Origin of the sequence: Aequorivita aquimaris, assembly GCF_001573155.1 — a bacterium.
GTDB lineage: Bacteria > Bacteroidota > Bacteroidia > Flavobacteriales > Flavobacteriaceae > Aequorivita > Aequorivita aquimaris.
On record NZ_JRWG01000004.1, the window covers coordinates 12,395 to 34,012 of the forward strand.

Sequence of the window (21,618 nt, forward strand, 5' to 3'; positions counted from 1 at the left end):
TTTATTATTCTATTACTCCTATTGCATAAGGAGTTTCTGTTTTTATGACAGCCAAGGTCCTGTTCAATAATTTACGGGCCACCTTGATTATTATTGATTTGACGTTCTTGCCCAAATGCCTGCGGTAATAGGCCTGCATTATGGGGTCTGTCCTGATGGCCTGCCAGGACGCTTCTATAAAATAACTTCGCATCAATCTATGGGCGCGCATTGTAATGCCCGTGCTCTTTTGGTTGTCGCCACTCTGGTGGATGCCCGGAGCCAGCCCAACATAGCCCGCAAGATGTTTTATGCTGTTAAAGCGTCGCAGATCGCCAAGCTCGCATATAATCCCACAGGCCACAATACCGCCTATTCCCGGAATACTTTTAAAAGATAATAATCCTTCTTGTAATGCCTTCGACAGTAGGCACGCATCTTTGTGGAGACATCGCGCAGCTCCTGGTCTATGAACCTGAAGCTCCGCATCCTGCTGTCCAGCGTCTCGCGCGCCGATGGATATGCAAAGACTACTTCGTCCACCCAACCGCGGAACTTGTGGCTCCAATGGTCATTGTCAAACTCCTCGGAATAGCAATGCCAAAATACAGCAACTGCATTTTTATAAGGCTCTTGATACGCCTGTAATCCTTGACCAGATCGTTCCTTCTTCTGAAAAGACTGCGCAATTGCTCCCGCTCCACATGGGGAACGTGAATACTCTCAAGTCTGCCATCCTTAAGCTCTCTACTTATCAATTGGGCATCTATTTTATCGGTCTTGGTAAAACGTTCTTTTCCCTTGCGGTGGATGTCGGCAGGGTTCACTACTAGGGAATGCCAGCCGTATGCCTCAAAACTACGGTGGGCGTAATAGCCGCAACAACCTGCTTCATAAGCTGTAGTAACCTGATGGTCGGGAAAATGTTTGGCTACATACTCGTATAATACTTCAGGCTTTGGGGGCATAGCGAATGACTTGCCGCCAAACAGATCGGTGGCGCAATGAACTTTCCAGCTACGCTTGTGAATGTCGATGCCAATGTATAAATTTGGTTGGGCAGTGGGTTCTAATTTCATATCTTATTGTTTTGGTGAACTTTAAAGATACGAGACTCGCTGCTTTTTCATAGATGCTAGAAAAAATAGGGCAAGCAAGTGCCAAACCCAATGTTTTGGCCTATTTGCGAGCCTGCCTGTCGTGCCTTTGGCAGGTGGGCTCGCCAAATCTTTTGATTTAAGACTACTTTTTTATTTTATATTTAGAAAGTCGTAGTCCTTCGGTAGGCTTTAGGAAAATAACATCATATAAAATGCAAAAGATTTGCGTTTAAAAAATAAAGGAACTGCTTCTTTCCAAATTTCATTAGCAAACTTAAATTATAAATGAAGAAAAAGAAACTCAATTTAAGAGATTTAAGATCAAGTTCAGAAGCAGCACATAGCCACGACGATGGTCACGACCATAGTGGTCAACGCAGTAATTTCAAAGCCTACATTCCAGCAATAATTAGTTTTGTGATGTTGATTATTGGCATTGCATTAGACTATTTTAATACTATTTTTTTTACGGATTGGCTACGCATTATTTGGTACACAATTGCCTATTTGCCTGTTGGATTTCCTGTTTTAAGGGAAGGTCTGAATAGCATTAAAAAAGGCGATGTTTTTACGGAGTTTTTCCTAATGTCAATAGCCACAATTGGTGCATTCATCATTGGCGAATATCCCGAGGGGGTTGCAGTCATGTTATTTTATGCAGTGGGAGAATTGTTCCAAAATGCAGCGGTTAACCGAGCAAAGACCAATATTAAAGCCTTACTTGACGTAAGACCAAATGAAGCTTCGGTGTATCGGAATGGGGACTATATTTCCGTAAATCCTGAAACGGTTGAAATAGGTGAAAAAGTCCAAGTTCGTGTTGGCGAAAAAATACCTTTGGACGGTATTTTGCTATCGGAAAAAGGGTCATTCAACGGCGCGGCTTTAACTGGCGAAAGCAAACCAGAAACTATTGCAAAAGGCGAAAAAGTCTTTGCCGGAAGTATCAATATGGGTGGAGTAATTGAAATTGAAACAACCAAAGAATTTAAGGATAGTTCAATTGCCCGAATTCTTGATATGGTACAGAATGCAACCGCCCGGAAATCAAAAACTGAATTATTTATTAGAAAGTTGGCACGTATTTATACTCCAATTGTTGTGTTTTTGGCAATAGGAGTTACCTTTTTACCTTACTTTTTTGTAGACGATTACGTTTTTAGGGATTGGTTGTACCGGGCATTGATATTTTTGGTTATATCGTGTCCTTGTGCATTGGTTATCTCTATTCCGTTGGGGTATTTTGGCGGATTAGGAGCTGCTTCCAAGAATGGAATTCTATTTAAAGGAGCTTCTTTTCTCGATGCGATGACCAAAATAAATATGTTGGTAATGGACAAAACCGGCACTATTACCAAAGGTGTTTTCAAAATTAAAGAAGTTAAGGCTATCGGTTGGAATGAAACCGAATTTATGAAATATCTAATGGCGATGGAGGAACAATCAACACACCCAATCGCAAAAGCTATTTTAGAATACAAAGCAGAAGGTTCCGATTACTACGCTACGGAAGTTTCAGAAATTGCCGGTAAAGGCTTAAAAGGAAGTGTAAATAATAAGATTGTTTTGGTTGGAAATAAAGCGTTGATGACAGCCAACAATATTGAAGTTTTATCGGAAACGGAAAATATTGTAGAATCGATTGTTATGGTAGCCATAGATAATAAGTTTGCAGGCTATGTAGTAATTGCAGATGAATTGAAAGACGATGCAAAGGAAACAATAATCAATTTACAAAAAGTAGGAATTGAAAACATTATGATGCTTTCGGGCGATAAGGATTCAATAACCCAAAAGGTCGCTTCCGAATTAAATATCAAGCAAGCCAAGGGCGGATTATTGCCCGAGTACAAATTGAATGAAGTTGAAATTCTAAAGAAAAATCCAAAAAACAAAATTGCATTCATTGGCGATGGAATTAACGATGCACCAGTTTTGGCAGCAAGTGATGTTGGAATTGCTATGGGTGGTTTAGGAAGTGATGTGGCGATTGAGACCGCAGATGTAATTATTCAGACCGACCAACCTTCGAAAATTGTGAGAGCAATTAAAATAGGTCGTTCGACACGTAAAATAGTTTGGCAAAACATAGGCTTGGCCTTTGGCGTAAAGGTTATTGTACTGATTTTAGGCGCAGGCGGTTTAGCAACAATGTGGGAAGCAGTTTTTGCCGATGTTGGTGTGGCCTTATTAGCAATCTTAAATGCGGTACGGTTACAGAAAATGAAGTGGGATTGACCTTCTGAATAAAAAAGGTTTTCATAACTTCAATATTCGATAAAAGAAAATCCAACGCTACAAACCATACATAGCCACAATGGCCACAGCCAACCCATCGCCAAAAAACTAAAGGAATATGTCTCTGCCAAAGCACCCATTTGAAACAACATCGGAAACTACACAGCTCATGCCAGTTCTGTGCACAACACCTTGGCACCACCCTATAATTTCTTAGAAATCGATGCTGGACAAGCTGCTTTAAAGGGCGTACCTTTTATTTAGGCTTGGAAGGTCGGTATTGTCAATCGTTGAAAAGAATGCTTTAGGTTTGTGAGGCGGTATCTTGGATTATGTTTTGGTATCGTACAGTTTTTAGCACCGGTTACCTCTTCCCCCTATTTCTATTGCTGTTCTTTTTAGAATGGGTATTCACTTTAGTGCCGGCATTCCGTCCACGGCTATGGCGCTGTGCCTTTTGTCGTTTCTTTTCTTCCTCTGCTTCTTTTACGTCGGCCATGGTTTCTGTGGGTTGAAAGTTGGGGAGAGTTTTGGGCTGAAGGCGCTCGCCTATCAACTTTTCAATATCCTTTAAATAGCCAACCTCATCGAGACTTACCAAAGAAAGCGCTTCACCACTGGCGCCTGCCCTTCCGGTACGGCCAATACGGTGAACGTAATCTTCGGAAACGTTTGGCAATTCAAAATTGATAACGTGCGGCAACAACGGAATATCAAGGCCACGGGCTGCAATATCGGTTGCAACCAGAACGCGTACTTTCCCTTCCTTAAATCCGGACAATGCTCTGGTACGCGCGCCTTGGCTTTTATTGCCGTGAATGGCGGCAGAAGTAATCTTCGATTTTTCAAGTTTTTCGCTCAAACGGTTTGCGCCGTGTTTGGTGCGTGTAAAAACCAAAACCTGTTGCCAATTGCCTTCAGAAATAAGCTTTATGATCAAATCTGTTTTTTGGGCTTTATCGACCCTATAAACGGTTTGGTCTATTTTTTCAACCGTGGTATTTTCCGGTGTTGCTTCCACCAAAACGGGATGTTGCAAAAACTCATTGGCCAGCTTTTTTATTTCCTTTGAAAAGGTTGCTGAAAACAATAAATTCTGTCTTTTTGAAGGCAAAAGGGCGAGTATCTTTTTAATATCGCGTAGAAAGCCCATATCGAGCATTCTGTCGGCTTCGTCCAAAACGAGGATTTCAACTTTTGAAAGGGAGAGCGCATTTTGGTTTTCCAAATCGAGCAATCGCCCCGGGGTCGCCACCAAAATATCCACACCATTTCGAAGTGCTCGAATTTGGGGATTGGCGCCCACGCCGCCGAAAATAACGGTGGAGCGGAGGTCCGTAAATTCGCTGTATTCCCTAAACTCATCCTGCACCTGTGCGGCGAGTTCGCGGGTGGGGGTGAGTATCAAGGCGCGAACGGGGCGTTTTCTCAATGCGGGTTCGCCGTTTAATATTTGGAGCATGGGCAGTGCAAAGCCCGCGGTCTTCCCGCTACCGGTTTGGGCGGAAGCGAGTACGTCCTTGCGTTCCAAGATTAAAGGGATTGCTTTTTGTTGAATTGCCGAAGGCGTTTCATATCCTTTTTTGCTGATTGCTTTCAGCAGGGCATCGGACAGCCCAAGGGATTTAAATGACATTTTTTAGATATTAGATTTTAGACATAAGACTTAAGATTGAATGACCTAAGACTTGAGACCAAAAAAATGAGTATTATATGATTTTGATTATTTGTGACCGCTGCGCTTGGAGATAGTATATCGCGGCGCTTTTAGATTTCGGTCTTTTTAAGAACCATTAAAACTAAGAAGACGGTTTTAATAAGTGGCGAAGGTACGGCTAATTTTCTCCACGGTGACTTTTCTTTTATTTCTCTTATAAAAACCTTTTAAATTTCACGAATTACAGAAACCCAAAACCTTTAAATGTTTTCTCGCCGTACGGGCAGGAACTATATTTGCTGGAAATAAACCTTATATGAAAACCATGAAAAATTCTACACATTCAGTTAAAAAAGCAATCCTAATTTTTTCAGTTTGTCTGGGAGCCATTTTTGCCTCCAAGGCACAAAATTTTGAGTACAAAACCACCGGAACCGATTTTATACTTTACGACCTTGCCATTCCCGAAGGTCAGAACGATATAGCATACGCCGCAGGCTCCAAATTTACTTTTGATACCGAGGGAATTATTATAAAAACCGTTGATGGCGGCGAGACCTGGACCACCATCTATCCCACCAGCGGTACTTCGCCGAGTTTTGAAAAGATTGAGTTTGTAAGTGAAACCAAAGGTTTTGTGGCTGGATACGACCTATTTATGAAAACCGAGGACGCCGGCGCCACTTGGACGCCTATGACCGTGGGTACCGACGTTTATCTTTACAACAACCTTTCCTTTTACGATGAAAACATTGGCTTTGTCTCGGCGCAGTTAAATGACGCTCCCTTTTTTGCAATATACCTCACAACAGACGGAGGCGATACCTGGACCGCCGCGACCGATGTAATGGATGCAGGGGGAATTAACGTGGGATATGCAGACCAGACTACACTGTATTCCGTAGGTGCCGATGAACGCATCGCAAAAGCTACTGACGGGGGCAATACGTGGACACAGATCTATTCAGGAGTTATCCAGAATTATTTTCTGTCGCTCCATTTTAAGGATGCCGATAACGGAGTAATAGCTGGGGAAGATGGCTTGCTCAAAACCACCCACGACGGAGGCAGTACCTGGAGCGATTTTGCCACTGGCTACCACCATTTTTACGCCTTGGCGTATAAAGGGGACCAATTGATGGCTGGGGGAACTGATACCGATATTTATTTTTCTGAAGACAACGGTGCCAATTGGAACCAAATATTTGTGGGCAACGGCCAAAACCAATTGTACGAAATTGCATTTTTCGAAAATGGCTCTGGCCTAATCTGCGGCTCTGGCGGAGTGATGCTAAAGTTTGACGATGTGTTTTTGGGAACCAATGACCATCAATTGATTGACGAATCCCTAATCGGTTTTTACAATGAGCACACCCAGAATTTCGAGATCCGCGCTTCCAAGGGAAAATTGGATACTGTTCAACTTTTCAACCTAAATGGCCAACTTTTGGGAACTTATGAAAATGAAAATGAACTGTGCCAGATAAAGGCCGCGCACCTGGCCAACGGCTTGTACATAGTCCATGTTTTAAGTGAAGGCAGAACAAGCAGTCTAAAAGTTTTGAAAAGATAGGAAATTTTGAAAGATTTGAGAAAGCCGCACTATATCGCGGCTTTCCTTATTTTGGAAAGCCCCTTAAATATTCTGGATTTTTACCATCACCATTTCCACCATCAAATCGCATTTTTGGTTTCCAAATTCATAGATAGAGGCATCGTGGGTATTTTTATATAATTCTTCCTTCAGTAATTTCTTGGCCCGATGCAGGCGCACCTTTACATTGCTGTCGCTTAATTTTAGACAGGTCGCAATTTCCGGATTGGAAAGTCCCTCTACTTGGTGCATAACAAATACAACGCGGTACTTTTCTGGCAACCTGTCCACCGCCTCTTCAATCAAATGGTGGGTCTGGGTTCTAATGGTATGCTTTTCTGGGTTCATCTGGTTTGGATCTGGCAAATGGAAAACGTTGTCTAAGCGTTCCGTTTTTCCGTAATTATTGGTTTGTCTTTTGTTCTTTCGTATTTGCTGCAAGGCTTCATTTATGGCAATCCGAATGAGCCAGGTAGAAAATGAGGCTTCATAGTTGAATTGTTCCAACTTGGTATAGGCCTTAACATAGGCATCCTGCATAATATCCTTAACGTCATCTTCTGAATGGATGTAACTACGAACCACCCTAAACAGCCGCTGGTTATACCGTCGCAATAAAATTTCAAATAGTTCCTTCTCCCCTTGCAAAACCCTTTCAACAATAGTGGAATCGGGCAATTTAGTCAAGGTAAATGATTCGAGATGGTTTGCTTTCATACTATGTTCTTTCCCTTTTGATGCCATAAGCTGCCTAAAGTTACAAATTTTGTAACCGCGACCCGTCCATGGCATCAAACCTATAGAACCAAAAAATTCATTTAATCATGGCAACAGTAACAAAAACTTTGGAAATCAACAAAATCCAGAACCTCCTAAAAGCGGTGTTCATCATCGTGCCCATAGTTGCGGGCTTGGACAAATTCTTCAACATTTTGGCGCAGTGGGATACCTATCTGGCTCCCGCTACTTTGGAAATGCTTCCCTTTAGCGGCGAAACCTTTATGAAAATAGTTGGTATAATCGAGATTGTGGCAGGTATAATCGTAGCCATCCGCACCCAGATAGGCGCCTATATCGTTTCACTCTGGCTGCTACTTATTGCGCTCAGCCTCATTTTTACATGGCACCACCCCGATGTTGCCGTACGCGACATCGTGATGGCCATTAGCGCCTTTATTCTGGCCAAATTAAGTACGCCCGCGTCAAATGCAGGCTAAGCGCTAATTCTATTTGCTTGTATTGCAAACTTCCCTTCGGAAAAAAATTCCAAAGGGAAGTTTCGTATTAAATGCAAGGTGGCTGTTGGCCTGAAATATTATAAAATATTGATTTTAAGACGCTTTGGCTCGTACGCTATTTTGAATTTTTATTCGGTATTTTCTATTTCCAAAAAAATAGTCGTACATTTAAAATCAACAAACAACCCATCACAACCAAAATGAAACGACTATTACTCTTTGTAGTATTAGCGTGCGTTTCGTGGAGCAGTCTTCCCCAAACTCCTTCCAAAACAAAAGAAGACACGCTTAAAAATTCCGCTCGGGAAGCAATTCCGGGGGTTGAAGATACGCTTCAGCAGTACAAAAATTTCAAAAAAACCATTCAGCTTTCCCAAAAAAACAAGGATTTCCAGGCTCTTGGCGAGGCCTATATCGGGTTGGCGAAATGGCACGAGGACCATACCGTGCTGGATTCTTCCATCGTTTATTTGAAGAAGGCCATTTCGGTTTACGAAAAACAGAAAATGACCAAAAAGCTGGCAGACACCTATCTCCTGTTGGTTATGAATTACAGCGGCACGGCCGAATACGACAAGGGGTCCGAAGCCGTTTACAAAGCATTGGCACTCTACGAAAAAACAGGCGACCAGCGCGGCATTGGGCAATGCTACACAAAAATTTGCGACCTACTTTATTATTCGGACAGCTATGCCGAAGGGGCGGAATACTGCCAAAAAGCAATTGCAATCCAGGAGAAAAACGGGTATGAGGAAGACTTGGCGCTCTCCTATCGCCGGCTTGCCGAAAACCAATTGTTTTTGGGAAATCTGGACGAAAGTTTGGCGAGCATGAATACCGCCATCAACACATATAAAAAGATGGGCGAAACCGGGCCACCGCTATTGGCGTGTTACAACGGCCGCGGAAATATCTATAAATATATGGAGCGTTACGAGGAAGCCATTGCCGATTACAACCGCTGCTACGAGGGCGCGAAAGCCATAGGGCTGGAACGCTATATGATGCCGCCCACCGCAAACATCGGGCACGTATATATTTTGCAGGGAAAATACGCCGAGGCCCTACCCTACAATCTGCGCGCGATTGAAATTATGAAACGCATAGGCAACACCAAAAATCTTTGGGAAAACTATAAGCACGTTTCCAACATTTACAGTGAATTGGGCGACTATAAAAATGCCTTGGAATATCATGAATTATACGAACAAGGCCATACGGAATACCTCAACACCATCATTGCGCGTAAGGACAGCGAGTTGCAAGTAAAATATGAAACGGCCCAAAAGGATATGGAAATCATGGACAAAGAGGCCAAGATTGCACAACAGCGAAAGACCCAAACCCTTTATATTGTCTTGGCCGGAATGCTTGCAATTATACTATTTGGAATGTTTTTTACACTGAGAAATATTCGCAAGAAGCGAAAATCGTTGGCCACGTTAAATGCCGAACTGGATGCAAAGAACAAACAAAACGAACTGCTGTTGAAAGAAATTCACCACCGTGTAAAGAACAATCTGGAAATGGTGAAAAGCCTCATTGCCCTACAATCGGCAAAACTGGAGGACGGGGCAAGCAAGGAAGCCATGCTCGCCAGCCAGAACCGCGTACAGAGTATGGGTATTATCCACCAAAAGCTGTATCAGGGTGAAAATTTGGGCAGTATAGAAATGAAGGATTATTTTATGAATTTAAGCGAAGGTGTTTTGGACACTTTCAATGCCGAGGAAAAGGTGAAAATAGAATGCGCCATGGACAATCTCAACCTGGACGTGGACACCGCGGTTCCCATTGGACTTATTGTAAATGAACTTTTGACCAACGCCTTAAAATACGCTTTTCCGGAAGGGGAAAAAGGAAAGATAAACATCAGTTTAAAACAGGAAAACGAGCGACTCTTTCTAAAGGTCTCAGACAATGGCATCGGGAAGACTGAAGGCTCAAAGCCCAAGGGCACAGGTTTTGGCACACAGCTAATCCAGTTGCTCACACAACAACTTAACGGCACCATAACCGAAGAACACATTAATGGCACCACGGTTTTCTTCAACTTTAAGAACTTTAAAATTGCTTGATGGACAAAGCCGTAAAAATATTGATTGTAGAGGACGAAATGGTAATTGCCGCCAATATTTCACTGCAGTTAAGCGAGTTGGGCTATGAGATAACGGGCATACTTCCACAGGGGGACGAAGCCATTTCGCATATTCAGATTAACAGGCCCGATATTATATTGTTGGATATTCGGCTCAAGGGCGATTTGGACGGTATTGAAACGGCACAAGCAATCCACAAGATACACCCTATCCCAATTATTTATTTAACGGCAAATGCCGACGAGGCACATTTTAACCGCGCCAAGGAAACGCATCCCTATGCCTTTATTTCAAAACCCTTTAAAAAACTTGACCTGCAGCGCGCCATTGAATTGACCGTTGACAGGATTTTGTTGGAAAAAGTTTCAGAAAACGGCAATGGGCCAACGGCCGCCACCGGAAACGATACCGACTTTATTCTGAACGACAGAATTTTTGTGCGCCATAACGAAAGGATGCTGAAAATAGACATCAAGAATATTCTCTATATTGAGGCAGATCGCAATTATTGCCGCATATTTTCGGAGGGCAGGGAATATCTCTTGGTGATGACCCTCAAGGATATTGATGAGAAACTTCCCCAACAACACTTCCTCAGAATACACCGCTCCTATATTATCAATCTTTCCCGAATAGACGAAGTGGCTGGCACCCATGTAGTTATAGCCAAAAAAGCCATCCCGATGAGCAGGGCGATGCGCACGGAGCTCCTTAAACGGTTGCAAACTATTTAAACGCAGGCAAGTCTTATTCGGGCAACGCATACATCTTCTATAACATCCTGATAACCTATACTTTAAAATTCAAAATTTACGTTATTATCTTCAAATAGGGTCTATGCAATAGGTTCAGTCCATTTTTTATTCTTCGGGAACAAATATTATCCCTTCGGACAACCCCAACCGCTTTTCATCCTAACTCACTTGTTTTCAGATAGTTTATTCAATTCCTTTGGTATAAACCATAAATAAATAGAATTATGAAAACACTTAGCACCATTATTATTTTCTGTTTCCCATTATTAATTGGTTTTCAGGCCACGGCCCAAATACACAAAAAGGGTGGGGCGGAATATCTGGGACCGGACTGGTACCGGACTATCGAAAACTTTAATAACAGTCCCCTCCCGGTCGTTCCCATAGACTATGTGCCCTTTGCAGCGAGAAAGCTGGACAAAGTGGAGAAACCTCTTATTCCTGATGTGTTCCGTACCAACGAAACGTCCAGATTTTCTCTGGCTGATGAAAAGAGAAGTGATTCAATGCAACTGAAAAACAAGTTGCAAAAACAGAAGCTCGCGATAAAAAATAATAACCAATAGATAAATAATTCTGAGAACACATGAAAAAACTACTCTTTTTAGGACTTGCAATAGTCCTTTCCATGGCAGCTTGCCAACAACAGGAAAAGCGCTACACCCAACAATCGCCTGAAATAAATTCATTTAAAGAAGGTATTGCAGCTTATGAAAACCGCGATTGGGAAGCATTGGCTAGCCACTACGCAGATACGGCCAAGATAATGTACAATGTAGTTGAAGAAGATGGAAAAACACTGGCCCAACTAATGGCAATGCACAAAGAAGACGCAACTATCTTTTCAGACTGGAAATATGTAGGCGATGAATCTGAATATGAAATGGTAGTGACCGACAAGGGCAAAACCTATGTAAACTTCTGGGGCCTTTGGAAAGGCACACTCGCGGCCACCAACAAGACATACACCATTCCTACACATATTACGGCCCAATTTGTAGATGGCAAAATCGTAAAGGAATTTGGCTATTGGGACCTATCAAAAATTATGCTGGATATGCAGGCTCAGCAAGAGGCCGATAATAGTTCCGCCGAAGCAAGTGAAATGGACGGCGCCACTACCCCTGAAGTAGCGGGCGAACAGTAATTACCCAGGCCTAACGGGCATTACAAGTGAGGATGTAGTTAACCCGTTAGGTCTAATTTAAAACCAAAATTATGAAAACAGTAGGTATCATAGGAGGCTCTGGCTTTATAGGAAGTTACACCACCAAGAAATTTCTGGAAGAAGGATACACCGTAAAAGTATCTGTAACCGACATAAAAAAGAGCGAAAAGTACCAACATCTCTTCAGTTTGGAAAATTCCGACAACCTCAACATCAGCGGGCTGAAGGTGGAGGACTTGGAAGTGTTGAAAGATTTTGTGAGCGATTGCGAAATTGTAATCCACGGCGGCACGCCCTTTCAACTGGATGTAAACGATCCGCAAAAAGAGCTCTTTGACCCCACCATCAAGGGCACCGAAAACTTTTTGGAAGCCATTAAGGTTGCGCCTTTAATACAAAAAGTGGTTTTCATAGCCTCGGTGGCAGCCTATAACACCAACTTTCCATTACCGGCATACGGCAAGACCGCCACAGACACCTATGATGAAACCGATAAAAAATACATAAGCGTCGAAAGCCATCCGTATGCACAGGCCAAGTTTATGGCCAACCAAACGGTGGAAAACTTTATAACGAAAAACCCAAATCTTTCTTTTGAAATTACTTCGGTTTCGCCGGTTGGGGTTATGGGGAAATCTCTGTCAAATAGGGAAGATTCTACTTCCACTGGAATGCAGTTTCTCTTTAAGAACAAAATTGCCCCCAATCCATTTGTGCAAATGCTGTATGATACCAATGCCGAAATGGCCGTAGTAGATGTTAACGATGTAGCGGAAGCCATTTTTAAAGCCGCAACAATTTCCGGCCTGCACGGCAAAAACTATTTGCTGAGCAGCGAAAGCTATCCAGTGAGCGATATGAGCTTAATGCTGAACCATAAAGAACCGAAAAGCAAAGGAAACATAATTTACAAAAACCAATTGGCAAGGCACGATCTGGGCGTGAATTTCAGACCAGTTCAAGAGACTTTAAACAGTTATTCGAAATCGTAAAAAGAAAGGAGTTATTGAGTTATTGAGTTATTTATGAAAACCCATTAATGAGCTATAAACCAACAATATAAAACCGAATATTAACCAAATAAATACATAAAAATGAAAACAACAATTCTATCGGCAATGCTGCTCATAGCTTTCATTGCAACAGCACAGAAAAAGAACGGAACGGTCTATATTGAGCATCCGGCAATTGATGTAGTAAATGATTTTACCAAAGCATCAGCTGCGGGCGACAGAGCCAAAATGGCGAGTTACCTGACGGATGATTTCAAGGCCTATAACGGTACTTCAGACAATGCCAACGACAAGGGGATGGATAAGGAAGCCTTTCTGGACAACCAAATGCTTTACCACGATAATTTGGACTACTATGCCATTGAGACATTTCCCGGCTCCTACCCAGATGCCATAGAGTATAAAAAGGACAATCCGGATGGCGATGTGTGGGTACAGACCTGGGATTTAATAAAGGGCGTCCACAAAACCACTGGCGTGAAGATTGATGCCGCTTCGCACCGGCTTTATACACTTACCAAAAACAATAAAATAAGCAGGCTCATCACATACAAAAACGACGGGGTAATTGATGAAATACGCTCCAGTTTTTCCGACAGGAAAAACGGCACCATCTACAACCACCACGATTTTATAAATACAGTGAGGAAAATGATGTACGCCATCGAGAACAACGACTGGGACAAGGCATACAGTTTTTATGATAAAGACGCCCGGTTTGTCGATTCCAGTTCACCCGATTTCAAGAGCATTTCGCTGGCAGAGCAGAAAGCCATAGACAAGCAGATACTGGACAAATTTGACGTAGCCAGTATTGATGTGGTGGGCTATCCCGATTATTTACATTACGAAATGGGTGATGCCCACGTAGTGCAGTCCTGGTGGAACATCAACTTTATGCGCAAATCGGACAAAAAAGCAATCACGGTCCCCATCCACTACCAAATGTATTTTAATGAGGATGGTAAGATAACCAGTGAAACCGCCTATTACAACCCGAAATTGTTGGATTAGAGCGAAATCGAGGCGAAATCGAAATCGAAATCGAAATCGAAATCGAAATCGAAATCGAAATCGAAAGATGAAGCTGAAAACGAAGTTGGAAATATTGCGGAAATGACAAGCATTGCAAATTCGTCCTACGTCCTAAAGTCTTAAGTCAAAAGAAACTCCCCGGTTTATAAAGAGAAACAATTCAATTTTAACCCGTTTCCGCCTATCGTGGAAACACAAATTTAAAATCATGAGAAAATTACTTTTTACACTGCTTTTACTGCCTTTTTTGGCACTATCGCAAAACAGCACCGAATACGCCGTATTCGAAAATGACGTGTTAACGCCAAATCCCACACAGATAAGCCAATTTGAAAGAGGGATTACCGCGCACAACAAAAAATACCACGGCGACGGACCCCATGGAGTTCGCGTGTATTGGATTTCCAATGGACCCAGAACCGGTCGCTACGTTTGGGTTATGGGCCCATTCCCATGGAGCTCCATGGACCATGGCCCCGCACAAAAAGAAGGCCACGATGCCGATTGGCGCGACAACGTAAGTCCATACCTCATGCCTGGTAGCGGATTCGAGAGTTCATATTGGAAATTCAATGCAGACATGTCGCGCTTTCCAAAGGACTTCACCATTAAGAACATGGCCGTGGATATGTGGGATATTAAACGCGGTAAATACAAAGAGGCAATGGCCTTGGTTAAAAAAGTCCACGATGTGTACGCCGCAAAATCGCCTAATGAAACCTTTGGTATTTACACCAACGAATTCCCCAGTACCAAGGAAGGAAAGGATCTGGCGGTCATTTCATTTTTTGACAAATCGGCATGGCTGGGCGAAGACCACAGCATCGCCAAAAAATACGATGAAATGAACGGCACCGGAAGTTGGGACCAGTTTTTAAAGGACTGGATGGACGTGACCAATGGCGGCGAGACCGAAATTTGGATGTATGTCCCGGAATTAAGTGGCATTAGTGGCGACGTAAAAGCCGCTGCTAGAAACTAACAACACTTTGCGCCCTTTGCGCCCCTGCCTACCAGACGGTAACGGCAGGCAGGTTTGCGGTAAAATGTACCCACCGCAGAGGCGCAGAGTACGCTAAGAAATTGTATAAAACAATAGTATGAAAACTTACGAAACCCAATGGAGCAAAGCAGAGCTGAAAACATACATTCTGATGCTCTGCGCCAAAGCAGATAAATTGGAAACCGAGGAAGAAATAGCCCTGATAAAAAAGAAAACTTCTGAAGAAATGTTCGAAAAAATGTACCGGGAATTTCAGAATGATGACGAAGATGAAAGTCTTGAAAAAATACAGGACGCACTGGAACGGCACCAATACTCTGAACTGGAACTGTGCGAGTTGAAAAGGGAAATCCAGCAAATCTTTGCCGCAGACCGCAAGGTCCCGATGGCCGAAAGCAATCTGGGAAGGATTTTGGAGAATATTATTTACTGAAATCGAAATCGAAATCGAAATCGAAACTGAAACTGAAGATGATCCCGGCAACACCCTAAGAAGATGAATTTCCTACAAGGTGTTCCCCGCCCTTCAGCGGGGGTCCTTGTAGGTATAATCATCGAAGTTGTAAATGAAAATTAAGAAATAATGAAAATTATAATACAAATCCTGTTTTTGTTATTTGTGGGTTTCGCAATAAACGCCCAAGGCGCAGACCCGCATGGGAGTGCCGAATCTGCAATTACAGGAATGGTTTCTACGGAAATAAAAAACCACAAAAACTTGGATAAAATGGGTAGTCAAAAGCATCTAACTAGTTCAGAAAAAGTTTATGCCAAAGACGAAGCAGACGTAAAGGCAACAATCGAACAATTTCTGATTGTAGCAGGCAACTACCAGCTCGACAAAATGGAAAAAATGATGGCCGACAATGCAAGTCTCGCAACCAAAAGATTAAGGGACGGCAAATGGACTACTGAAACCATGTTGATGCGCGACTATTTTGAAGCGGGGAAAATTAGAACAAACCGGCCTTATTTTGAACCCGTAAAAGAATACACAATACGTGTAAGCGAGGGGCAATTGGCATTCGTAAAAGCCGATGCCGTATTACATGCTTTTGGAGTGCCGCTTTTGCACAACATCGATTATTTCACATTGCTAAAGGAAAACGGGGCTTGGAAGTTTATCAATATTTCGTTCACCTCAACCCTTATTCCGGAAACTGAAAGAATTTATGACCCAATCGTTTTCGCCAAAAGCTACGCCCAGGCTTGGTGCAGCCAAAACCCAGATTTTGTGGCGTTGTTTTATGCCGAAAATTGTTCGCTAAACATAAACAATAGCACGCCCTCAGTTGGAAGAACCGCCATTGCAAAGTCTGCCAAGGCCTTTATGGAAAATTTTCCTGACGATATGGTCGTGGCTTTTGACAAATTGGTCAAAACTCCCATAGGAACAGAATTCCATTGGACCTTAACCGGAACCAACACCGGCCCCAACGGCACCGGAAAAAAAGTAAACATAAGCGGTTTTGAACTTTGGCAATTGGACGAAAACGGTTTGATAAAAGAATCCAAAGGCAGTTTTGATGGTGAAGAATATAGCCGGCAGATTAAATATGGCGTGGGATATTGAAATAGATTTTTTACTCAAAATAAGTTTAAATGAAACCACAAAGAACACTAAGAAGACACAAAGCACACAAAGCAATTCTTTGTGTACTCTGTGAAAAACATTGTGCCCTTTGTGGTTCAATAACGATAAACAACCATTAAAAACGATTCATAAAATGAAAACAACAAAACTTACAACAATAGCACTCGTTTTGGTAGCAGCAATTTCGCTATCTAGCTGTAACCAAAAGACCAAGACTGAAACAACAGTAGAAAAATCCGAACCCACGGAAACCGTTGTGGTAGATGAAACCCCAGACTATTTCCTGCTGCGTCCCGAAGTTGAAAAAGCCTATGGCTACTCGCATGCCGTAAAAATTGGCAACGACATAAAAATTTCCGGAGCGGTAAGTATGGACGATGAAGGCAACCCAACCGCTGTGGGCGACATAGAACAACAAATGAAAAACTGCTATGCCGATCTGGAAAAAGTATTGGCGCATTACGGCTGCACTTTTGACGATGTGGTCGTGGAAAATGTATTTACTACCAACATGCCCAAGTTTTTGGAAGTGGCGGCCTTTAGAGCAGAAATCTATAAAAACCATTTCCCCACAGGCTCGTGGCTTGGGGTAAAGGAATTGGCACTCCCGGAATTTATGATAGAGATTGAGATGGAAGTATACAAAAAATAGATTTACGAATACTAAAAAACATATTATGAAAACACTTAGAAATTACCCGTTAATCATTGCTGTCTTTGCAATAACGGCAGCTTCATTTGGCCAATAAAAATTGGATGCTTCAACTTTTGCCTATAATACAGGAAATCCTGCCGATTGGCCCGCAGCGCTGGACGCAGTGGTAGCCGCACCCCAAAACCATAAAATTTTATTGGAAAACGACAAGGTGAGGGTTTTGGAGGTAACACTTTTACCGGGCGAAAAGGAACCGCTGCACCATCATCAATGGCCAAGCACGCTTTATATACTAAGTGCGGGAGATTTTGTGGATTATGACGCCCAAGGCAATGTAATTCTCGATTCGCGAAAATTCCCCGAACAACCAACGTTTCCACTAACCATATTCAAAAATGCCGAAGCGCCACATCAAGCCGAAAACCTGAGTAAAACAGAAATCATCAAGCTTATTCGGGTTGAAATGAAACAATAAATAAATTACCTCGGGGCATTTCCGTGAGCTATTAAAATTTCAAATTCTAAATTCCAAAAGGAAGCGAGATAGAGCCTCCGGGAATGGAACCCAAAAAAAATTATATAGTAAGTCATAAAACAAACAAATATGAAAACGTCAAAATTACTTTTAGCCATCGCTTTTTTGAGCATTACAACAGTATTTGCCCAAAAAAGCAACATTGAAAAAGACCTGAAAATGTACGAACGGGTTTGGAGCGATATCGTCAACAAAGGTCAGATTGAACTTATCAACGACAAACACTTCGACCCCAACGTCGTGCAGCTCAACAATACGGGAAATCTTGAAGGCATCGCAGCGTTTCGGGATTATTACCAAAACTTCCTGACCGGATTTTCCAATATAAAATTTACCGTGAAGGACATTTTTGGCCAAGGCAACAATATCGCAAAACATTGGAGTTTTACAGGACAACACACTGGCAATTTCTTCGGCATTCCACCAACGGGAAAAATGGTAGATGTAGAAGGCGTTACCCTCGTAAAAATGAAAGACGGCCGCATTGTGCAGGAGCAGGATTTTATGGACCCGAACGTGATGATGCAGCAACTGGGTCTGGCTTCCGACCCTAACAACATTACCGTGGTCAACAATATGTACAAAGCTTTTGGGGCTGGCGATATTCCAACCGTCCTTGCCGGTATGGGCCCAAAAATAGTTTGGAATGAAGCCGAAAGCAATTCCCTTGCAGATGGCAATCCATACATTGGCCCAGACGCGGTATTAAATGGCGTTTTCGCAAGGCTTGGCGCGGACCACGAATATTTTAAACTGGAAGACATCAAATTGCACAATATGGACAACAATCAAGTGCTGGCAACGCTTCGTTATGATGCCAAAGTAAAGAAAACCGGAAAGACCTATTACGCCCAAGTTGCACATCTTTGGACACTCAAGGATGGAAAGGTTGTCGCATTTCAGCAGTTTTTGGATACCGAGAAAGTGGCCGAGGCGATGGAAAATTAAATTTTCAACTAAAACGGAGCAAGCCGTAAACTGAAAAGAGTAGGCATTAACAATTTAAATCAAACAAAATTCAAGCAGAAAAGGCAGTTTCCCCATGTCGCCAATAAAAAAGGAGGATTTTAATCCTCCCCCTTAAAACCTAAAATCATGGCAAAAGAAACTATTATCAGAAAAAAAAGATTGGGCAGAATCTTAACCGATAATGCCTTAACCAGGTATATTACCTTTTCGGCACTTTATATCGCCCAGGGAATTCCCGAAGGCATTACCTTTTTTGCAATTCCCGCCTGGTTGGCGATGAACGGCAAGTCGGCCATGGAAATCGCAGCCTATGTGGGGGTTGTTGGGATTCCATGGAGCTTTAAAATTGTGATTGCGCCTTTGATCGATCGTTTCACCCTGTTGGCAATGGGCAGAAAAAGACCGTGGGTCATTTTTGGGCAGCTTGGTTTAATTATAAGTTTTTTATGTATCGGGTTGATTCCAGATCCATTGAACAATCTCTCCGCCTTAATGGTTGCGGGTTTTTTCATCAGTTTTTTCGGCGCATTTCAGGACGTGGCAACCGATGGGATGGCCGTGGATGTAATTCCCGAGAACGAACAGGCCCGGGCCAATGGCCTTATGTGGGGGGCGAAAACCATTGGCATTTCGGCCTCGTTGCTTATCGGTACTTGGCTTATCAATACGTTTGGTTTCCCAACGGCTATCTCTTCCCTTTCCATTGCGGTGGCAACCATTATGCTTTTCCCGATTTACTTTAAGGAACGGCCCGGCGAAAAGACAATGCCCTGGACAGCCGGGGCAGTTTCCCCAGATTCAAAGCAGACACAATTGCGAAGCTGGAAACACATTTTTAAATGCCTTTACAAGGTTCTTCGGTTAAAATCGAGCTTGGTGTTTGGCCTCGGGGTTTTTGCCGTGGGTTTAATGTTCGGACTTATTGACACGCTACTGCCTATTTTCAGCATTCAGGAATTGGGGTGGACAAATTCGTATTTTTCAAATGTATTTTCCATTACAACGGTAATTGGAGGCTTTTTGGGCATGTTCATCGGGGGCTATCTGGTGGACTATTTTGGGAAAATCAAAATGCTTTCATTGTATTTATTTTTCTTGACCCTGCTTATAGCCGTATTTGCATCCCTATCCAATCTATGGGGCAATAATTTAATTGTTTACGCCTTTATCCTTTCCTATTACACGCTATATACGTTTTTGTGTATTGCGGTGTTCGCATCGGCCATGCACCTTTGCTGGAAAACCGTTGCCGCGACCCAATTCACACTTTATATGGCGCTTTCAAATATGGGGCGCGCTGCCGGGGCTGCAATGCTCGGGGTCTTGAAAACAAATTTTACTTGGGAAATCGTCTTTCTCATTATAGCCGCTATGCCCGTGATTATGATAATCCTTATTCAACTTATAAACTTTAAGAAACACCGGGTGACCGTGGATAGCTTTGTTATTTTGAAACAAACGGTCGTGGCGCCACCGGTATTAAAAGATTGATTTCAAAAAAGAAAATCCATTGCGGGAATTTGTTTCGGGTTTTCAATGCGAATGAAAAAAATAAATTAGCACCACAGAGACACAGAGAACACGAAGAAATCTCTGTGCGCTCTGTGCGCTCTGTGGTAAAAAAATTCAACTAACTAACAAAAAATGATTCAAAAAGAAGAAGGATTAAAAAGAAGAGTTGGTGTATTCGGTTTATCAGCTAATATTGTCAACATTATCATCGGCTCTGGAATTTTTGTACTGCCTGCAATTGTGGCTAGTTATATGGGGGCATCCAGCATCATTGCTTACCTTTTTTGTGGTTTGTTAATGGCAATGGTCATGCTTTGCTTCGCTGAAGCGGGCAGTAAAGTAACAAACACCGGCGGCCCCTACACCTACATTGAAACAGCTTTTGGAGATTATGCAGGATTTATTGGCGGCTTTTTTGCCGTTGGAAGCAATCTGTTTGCAGATGCAGCCGTATCCAATGCCTTAGTAAACGTTGTTGCTTCGGCATACCCAGTTTTTGAAAATGGATGGCCACGATTTCTATTTTTATTTATACTTTTTTATGGTTTGGTTTACGTAAATGTTATTGGCTTAAAACAAGGCATCGGTTTAGTTAAATTCAATACCATTATTAAGCTAATACCTTTGCTATTACTGATCGCAATTGGTTTTAAGGATGTTTCTATAAGCAATTTGTATTTTCAAAATATGCCTAGCATAAAAACATTAAGTGAAACATCACTTATTTTATTTTTTGCTTTTCAAGGTTGTGAAACGGGAATTATAGTTGGCGGTGAAGTTATAAACCCAAAACGTACAATTCCCAGAGCTATCTTAATAAGTATTGCAACAGTTGTGGTTATCTATGTGTTAATTCAAACTGTTTCGCAAGGTGTTTTAGGGGATGCTTTACCAAATTTTACAGCGGCGCCACTTGCTGAAACTGCCAAAGTAGTTTTTGGACCACTTGGATTTACGCTTTTAATTGTAGGTGCCGTTATCTCTATGTTTGGATATATGAGCGGAACAATTCTTAATAGTCCAAGAATAGTTTACGCACTTGCAAGGGATAAAGTCATCCCAATAAAGGCACTTTCCGAAATTCACAAATCATTTGCTACGCCTTACATAGCAATTATTATATATGCTACTATCGGTTTTATGCTGGCTGTTTCTGGCAGTTTTGAACAATTGGCTGTCATAGCCAGTAGCTCTATGCTAATTCTTTATTTGGGAGTAGCACTATCAGTAATTAAGCTGCGCAAATCGCAGAAAAATTTCGAAGGCGGATTTAAAATCCCAGGGGGTTGGGCTGTACCCATTTTGGCTATTGCAATAATTTTATACTTTTTATCAAGTCTTTCGGCAAATGAAATGATTGGCACCGGACTATTTATAGGTATATTAACGCTTATATTTTTCGCAATTAAATTTTTTAAAAAGAAAGTAGTATCATAAAATTAGTGAAGGTATGAGTCAGTGTTTTAAGCATTTG

At 42.2% G+C, this 21,618-nt stretch carries 21 protein-coding genes; 17 read left to right on the plus strand and 4 right to left on the minus strand.

Features of this window, described 5'->3' with window-relative positions:
* Positions 1 to 4: 4 nt before the first annotated feature.
* Both LS48_RS15085 and LS48_RS15090 read right to left on the minus strand, forming a co-directional pair.
* On the minus strand, positions 5 to 547 hold the full coding sequence (locus tag LS48_RS15085) for a transposase (protein WP_078056391.1): 543 nt from the start codon (positions 545 to 547) through the stop codon (positions 5 to 7).
* On the minus strand, positions 510 to 1,058 hold the full coding sequence (locus LS48_RS15090) for an IS110 family transposase (protein WP_062621578.1): 549 nt from the start codon (positions 1,056 to 1,058) through the stop codon (positions 510 to 512). Before LS48_RS15090 ends, LS48_RS15085 begins: the two co-directional genes overlap by 38 nt.
* Positions 1,059 to 1,364: 306 nt before the next feature.
* Here LS48_RS15090 and LS48_RS07410 point away from each other — a divergent pair, with 306 nt between their 5' ends.
* Complete coding sequence (locus tag LS48_RS07410) at positions 1,365 to 3,317, plus strand: heavy metal translocating P-type ATPase (RefSeq protein WP_062621580.1); 1,953 nt, start codon at positions 1,365 to 1,367, stop codon at positions 3,315 to 3,317.
* Between the two features lie 364 nt (positions 3,318 to 3,681).
* Here the strand turns inward: LS48_RS07410 and LS48_RS07415 are convergent, their stop codons facing one another.
* On the minus strand, positions 3,682 to 4,953 hold the full coding sequence (locus LS48_RS07415; RefSeq protein ID WP_045081063.1) for a DEAD/DEAH box helicase: 1,272 nt from the start codon (positions 4,951 to 4,953) through the stop codon (positions 3,682 to 3,684).
* A gap of 346 nt (positions 4,954 to 5,299) precedes the next feature.
* Between LS48_RS07415 and LS48_RS07420 the strand changes: the two genes are divergently transcribed.
* A complete protein-coding gene (locus tag LS48_RS07420; protein WP_204376467.1) occupies positions 5,300 to 6,547 on the plus strand; it encodes a YCF48-related protein in 1,248 nt (415 codons plus the stop codon).
* Between the two features lie 63 nt (positions 6,548 to 6,610).
* Here LS48_RS07420 and LS48_RS07425 read toward each other — a convergent pair whose 3' ends face one another.
* A complete protein-coding gene (locus LS48_RS07425; protein ID WP_045081132.1) occupies positions 6,611 to 7,285 on the minus strand; it encodes an RNA polymerase sigma factor in 675 nt (224 codons plus the stop codon).
* 107 nt (positions 7,286 to 7,392) lie between these two features.
* Between LS48_RS07425 and LS48_RS07430 the strand changes: the two genes are divergently transcribed.
* The 15 genes from LS48_RS07430 (at position 7,393) to LS48_RS07500 (ending at position 21,581) form a co-directional block, all read left to right on the plus strand.
* Complete coding sequence (locus LS48_RS07430) at positions 7,393 to 7,785, plus strand: hypothetical protein (RefSeq protein ID WP_062621584.1); 393 nt, start codon at positions 7,393 to 7,395, stop codon at positions 7,783 to 7,785.
* A 221-nt stretch (positions 7,786 to 8,006) separates the two neighbouring features.
* A complete protein-coding gene (locus tag LS48_RS07435; RefSeq protein WP_062621586.1) occupies positions 8,007 to 9,884 on the plus strand; it encodes a tetratricopeptide repeat-containing sensor histidine kinase in 1,878 nt (625 codons plus the stop codon).
* The gene (locus LS48_RS07440; RefSeq protein WP_062621588.1) at positions 9,884 to 10,639 is read left to right on the plus strand and encodes a LytR/AlgR family response regulator transcription factor; all 756 of its coding nucleotides are present in this window, start codon (positions 9,884 to 9,886) and stop codon (positions 10,637 to 10,639) included. Before LS48_RS07435 ends, LS48_RS07440 begins: the two co-directional genes overlap by 1 nt.
* A gap of 245 nt (positions 10,640 to 10,884) precedes the next feature.
* A complete protein-coding gene (locus LS48_RS07445; protein ID WP_062621590.1) occupies positions 10,885 to 11,226 on the plus strand; it encodes a hypothetical protein in 342 nt (113 codons plus the stop codon).
* Positions 11,227 to 11,246: 20 nt separating this feature from the next.
* A complete protein-coding gene (locus LS48_RS07450; RefSeq protein ID WP_062621591.1) occupies positions 11,247 to 11,807 on the plus strand; it encodes an ester cyclase in 561 nt (186 codons plus the stop codon).
* Between the two features lie 71 nt (positions 11,808 to 11,878).
* On the plus strand, positions 11,879 to 12,820 hold the full coding sequence (locus LS48_RS07455; RefSeq protein WP_062621593.1) for an NAD-dependent epimerase/dehydratase family protein: 942 nt from the start codon (positions 11,879 to 11,881) through the stop codon (positions 12,818 to 12,820).
* Positions 12,821 to 12,922: 102 nt separating this feature from the next.
* A complete protein-coding gene (locus tag LS48_RS07460; protein WP_062621595.1) occupies positions 12,923 to 13,855 on the plus strand; it encodes a hypothetical protein in 933 nt (310 codons plus the stop codon).
* A 229-nt stretch (positions 13,856 to 14,084) separates the two neighbouring features.
* On the plus strand, positions 14,085 to 14,858 hold the full coding sequence (locus LS48_RS07465; RefSeq protein ID WP_235811016.1) for a hypothetical protein: 774 nt from the start codon (positions 14,085 to 14,087) through the stop codon (positions 14,856 to 14,858).
* Positions 14,859 to 14,976: 118 nt separating this feature from the next.
* Positions 14,977 to 15,312, plus strand: a complete 336-nt coding sequence (locus LS48_RS07470; protein WP_062621597.1) for a hypothetical protein — start codon at positions 14,977 to 14,979, stop codon at positions 15,310 to 15,312.
* A gap of 150 nt (positions 15,313 to 15,462) precedes the next feature.
* Entirely contained in the window at positions 15,463 to 16,452 is a 990-nt protein-coding gene (locus LS48_RS07475) for an ester cyclase (RefSeq protein WP_204376468.1), read from the plus strand.
* Positions 16,453 to 16,606: 154 nt separating this feature from the next.
* Positions 16,607 to 17,125 (plus strand): RidA family protein, encoded by a 519-nt coding sequence (locus LS48_RS07480; protein ID WP_062622088.1) that lies wholly within the window; start codon positions 16,607 to 16,609, stop codon positions 17,123 to 17,125.
* 100 nt (positions 17,126 to 17,225) lie between these two features.
* Entirely contained in the window at positions 17,226 to 17,603 is a 378-nt protein-coding gene (locus tag LS48_RS07485) for a cupin domain-containing protein (protein ID WP_062621599.1), read from the plus strand.
* A 129-nt stretch (positions 17,604 to 17,732) separates the two neighbouring features.
* Entirely contained in the window at positions 17,733 to 18,611 is an 879-nt protein-coding gene (locus LS48_RS14880) for an ester cyclase (RefSeq protein ID WP_117590217.1), read from the plus strand.
* A 147-nt stretch (positions 18,612 to 18,758) separates the two neighbouring features.
* Positions 18,759 to 20,123 (plus strand): MFS transporter, encoded by a 1,365-nt coding sequence (locus LS48_RS07495; protein ID WP_045081053.1) that lies wholly within the window; start codon positions 18,759 to 18,761, stop codon positions 20,121 to 20,123.
* A gap of 153 nt (positions 20,124 to 20,276) precedes the next feature.
* Positions 20,277 to 21,581: an APC family permease gene (locus tag LS48_RS07500; RefSeq protein WP_062621603.1), complete on the plus strand. Its 1,305-nt coding sequence runs from the start codon at positions 20,277 to 20,279 to the stop codon at positions 21,579 to 21,581.
* Positions 21,582 to 21,618: the final 37 nt, after the last annotated feature.

What these genes read in the sequence shown, in the direction of transcription:
- LS48_RS15090 (WP_062621578.1), bottom strand. Translation starts at nt 1,058, where the DNA reads ATGAAATTAGAACCCACTGCCCAACCAAATTTATACATTGGCATCGAC.
- LS48_RS07410 (WP_062621580.1), top strand. Translation starts at nt 1,365, where the DNA reads ATGAAGAAAAAGAAACTCAATTTAAGAGATTTAAGATCAAGTTCAGAA.
- LS48_RS07415 (WP_045081063.1), bottom strand. Translation starts at nt 4,953, where the DNA reads ATGTCATTTAAATCCCTTGGGCTGTCCGATGCCCTGCTGAAAGCAATC.
- LS48_RS07420 (WP_204376467.1), top strand. Translation starts at nt 5,300, where the DNA reads ATGAAAAATTCTACACATTCAGTTAAAAAAGCAATCCTAATTTTTTCA.
- LS48_RS07425 (WP_045081132.1), bottom strand. Translation starts at nt 7,285, where the DNA reads ATGAAAGCAAACCATCTCGAATCATTTACCTTGACTAAATTGCCCGAT.
- LS48_RS07430 (WP_062621584.1), top strand. Translation starts at nt 7,393, where the DNA reads ATGGCAACAGTAACAAAAACTTTGGAAATCAACAAAATCCAGAACCTC.
- LS48_RS07435 (WP_062621586.1), top strand. Translation starts at nt 8,007, where the DNA reads ATGAAACGACTATTACTCTTTGTAGTATTAGCGTGCGTTTCGTGGAGC.
- LS48_RS07440 (WP_062621588.1), top strand. Translation starts at nt 9,884, where the DNA reads ATGGACAAAGCCGTAAAAATATTGATTGTAGAGGACGAAATGGTAATT.
- LS48_RS07445 (WP_062621590.1), top strand. Translation starts at nt 10,885, where the DNA reads ATGAAAACACTTAGCACCATTATTATTTTCTGTTTCCCATTATTAATT.
- LS48_RS07450 (WP_062621591.1), top strand. Translation starts at nt 11,247, where the DNA reads ATGAAAAAACTACTCTTTTTAGGACTTGCAATAGTCCTTTCCATGGCA.
- LS48_RS07455 (WP_062621593.1), top strand. Translation starts at nt 11,879, where the DNA reads ATGAAAACAGTAGGTATCATAGGAGGCTCTGGCTTTATAGGAAGTTAC.
- LS48_RS07460 (WP_062621595.1), top strand. Translation starts at nt 12,923, where the DNA reads ATGAAAACAACAATTCTATCGGCAATGCTGCTCATAGCTTTCATTGCA.
- LS48_RS07465 (WP_235811016.1), top strand. Translation starts at nt 14,085, where the DNA reads ATGAGAAAATTACTTTTTACACTGCTTTTACTGCCTTTTTTGGCACTA.
- LS48_RS07470 (WP_062621597.1), top strand. Translation starts at nt 14,977, where the DNA reads ATGAAAACTTACGAAACCCAATGGAGCAAAGCAGAGCTGAAAACATAC.
- LS48_RS07475 (WP_204376468.1), top strand. Translation starts at nt 15,463, where the DNA reads ATGAAAATTATAATACAAATCCTGTTTTTGTTATTTGTGGGTTTCGCA.
- LS48_RS07480 (WP_062622088.1), top strand. Translation starts at nt 16,607, where the DNA reads ATGAAAACAACAAAACTTACAACAATAGCACTCGTTTTGGTAGCAGCA.
- LS48_RS14880 (WP_117590217.1), top strand. Translation starts at nt 17,733, where the DNA reads ATGAAAACGTCAAAATTACTTTTAGCCATCGCTTTTTTGAGCATTACA.
- LS48_RS07495 (WP_045081053.1), top strand. Translation starts at nt 18,759, where the DNA reads ATGGCAAAAGAAACTATTATCAGAAAAAAAAGATTGGGCAGAATCTTA.
- LS48_RS07500 (WP_062621603.1), top strand. Translation starts at nt 20,277, where the DNA reads ATGATTCAAAAAGAAGAAGGATTAAAAAGAAGAGTTGGTGTATTCGGT.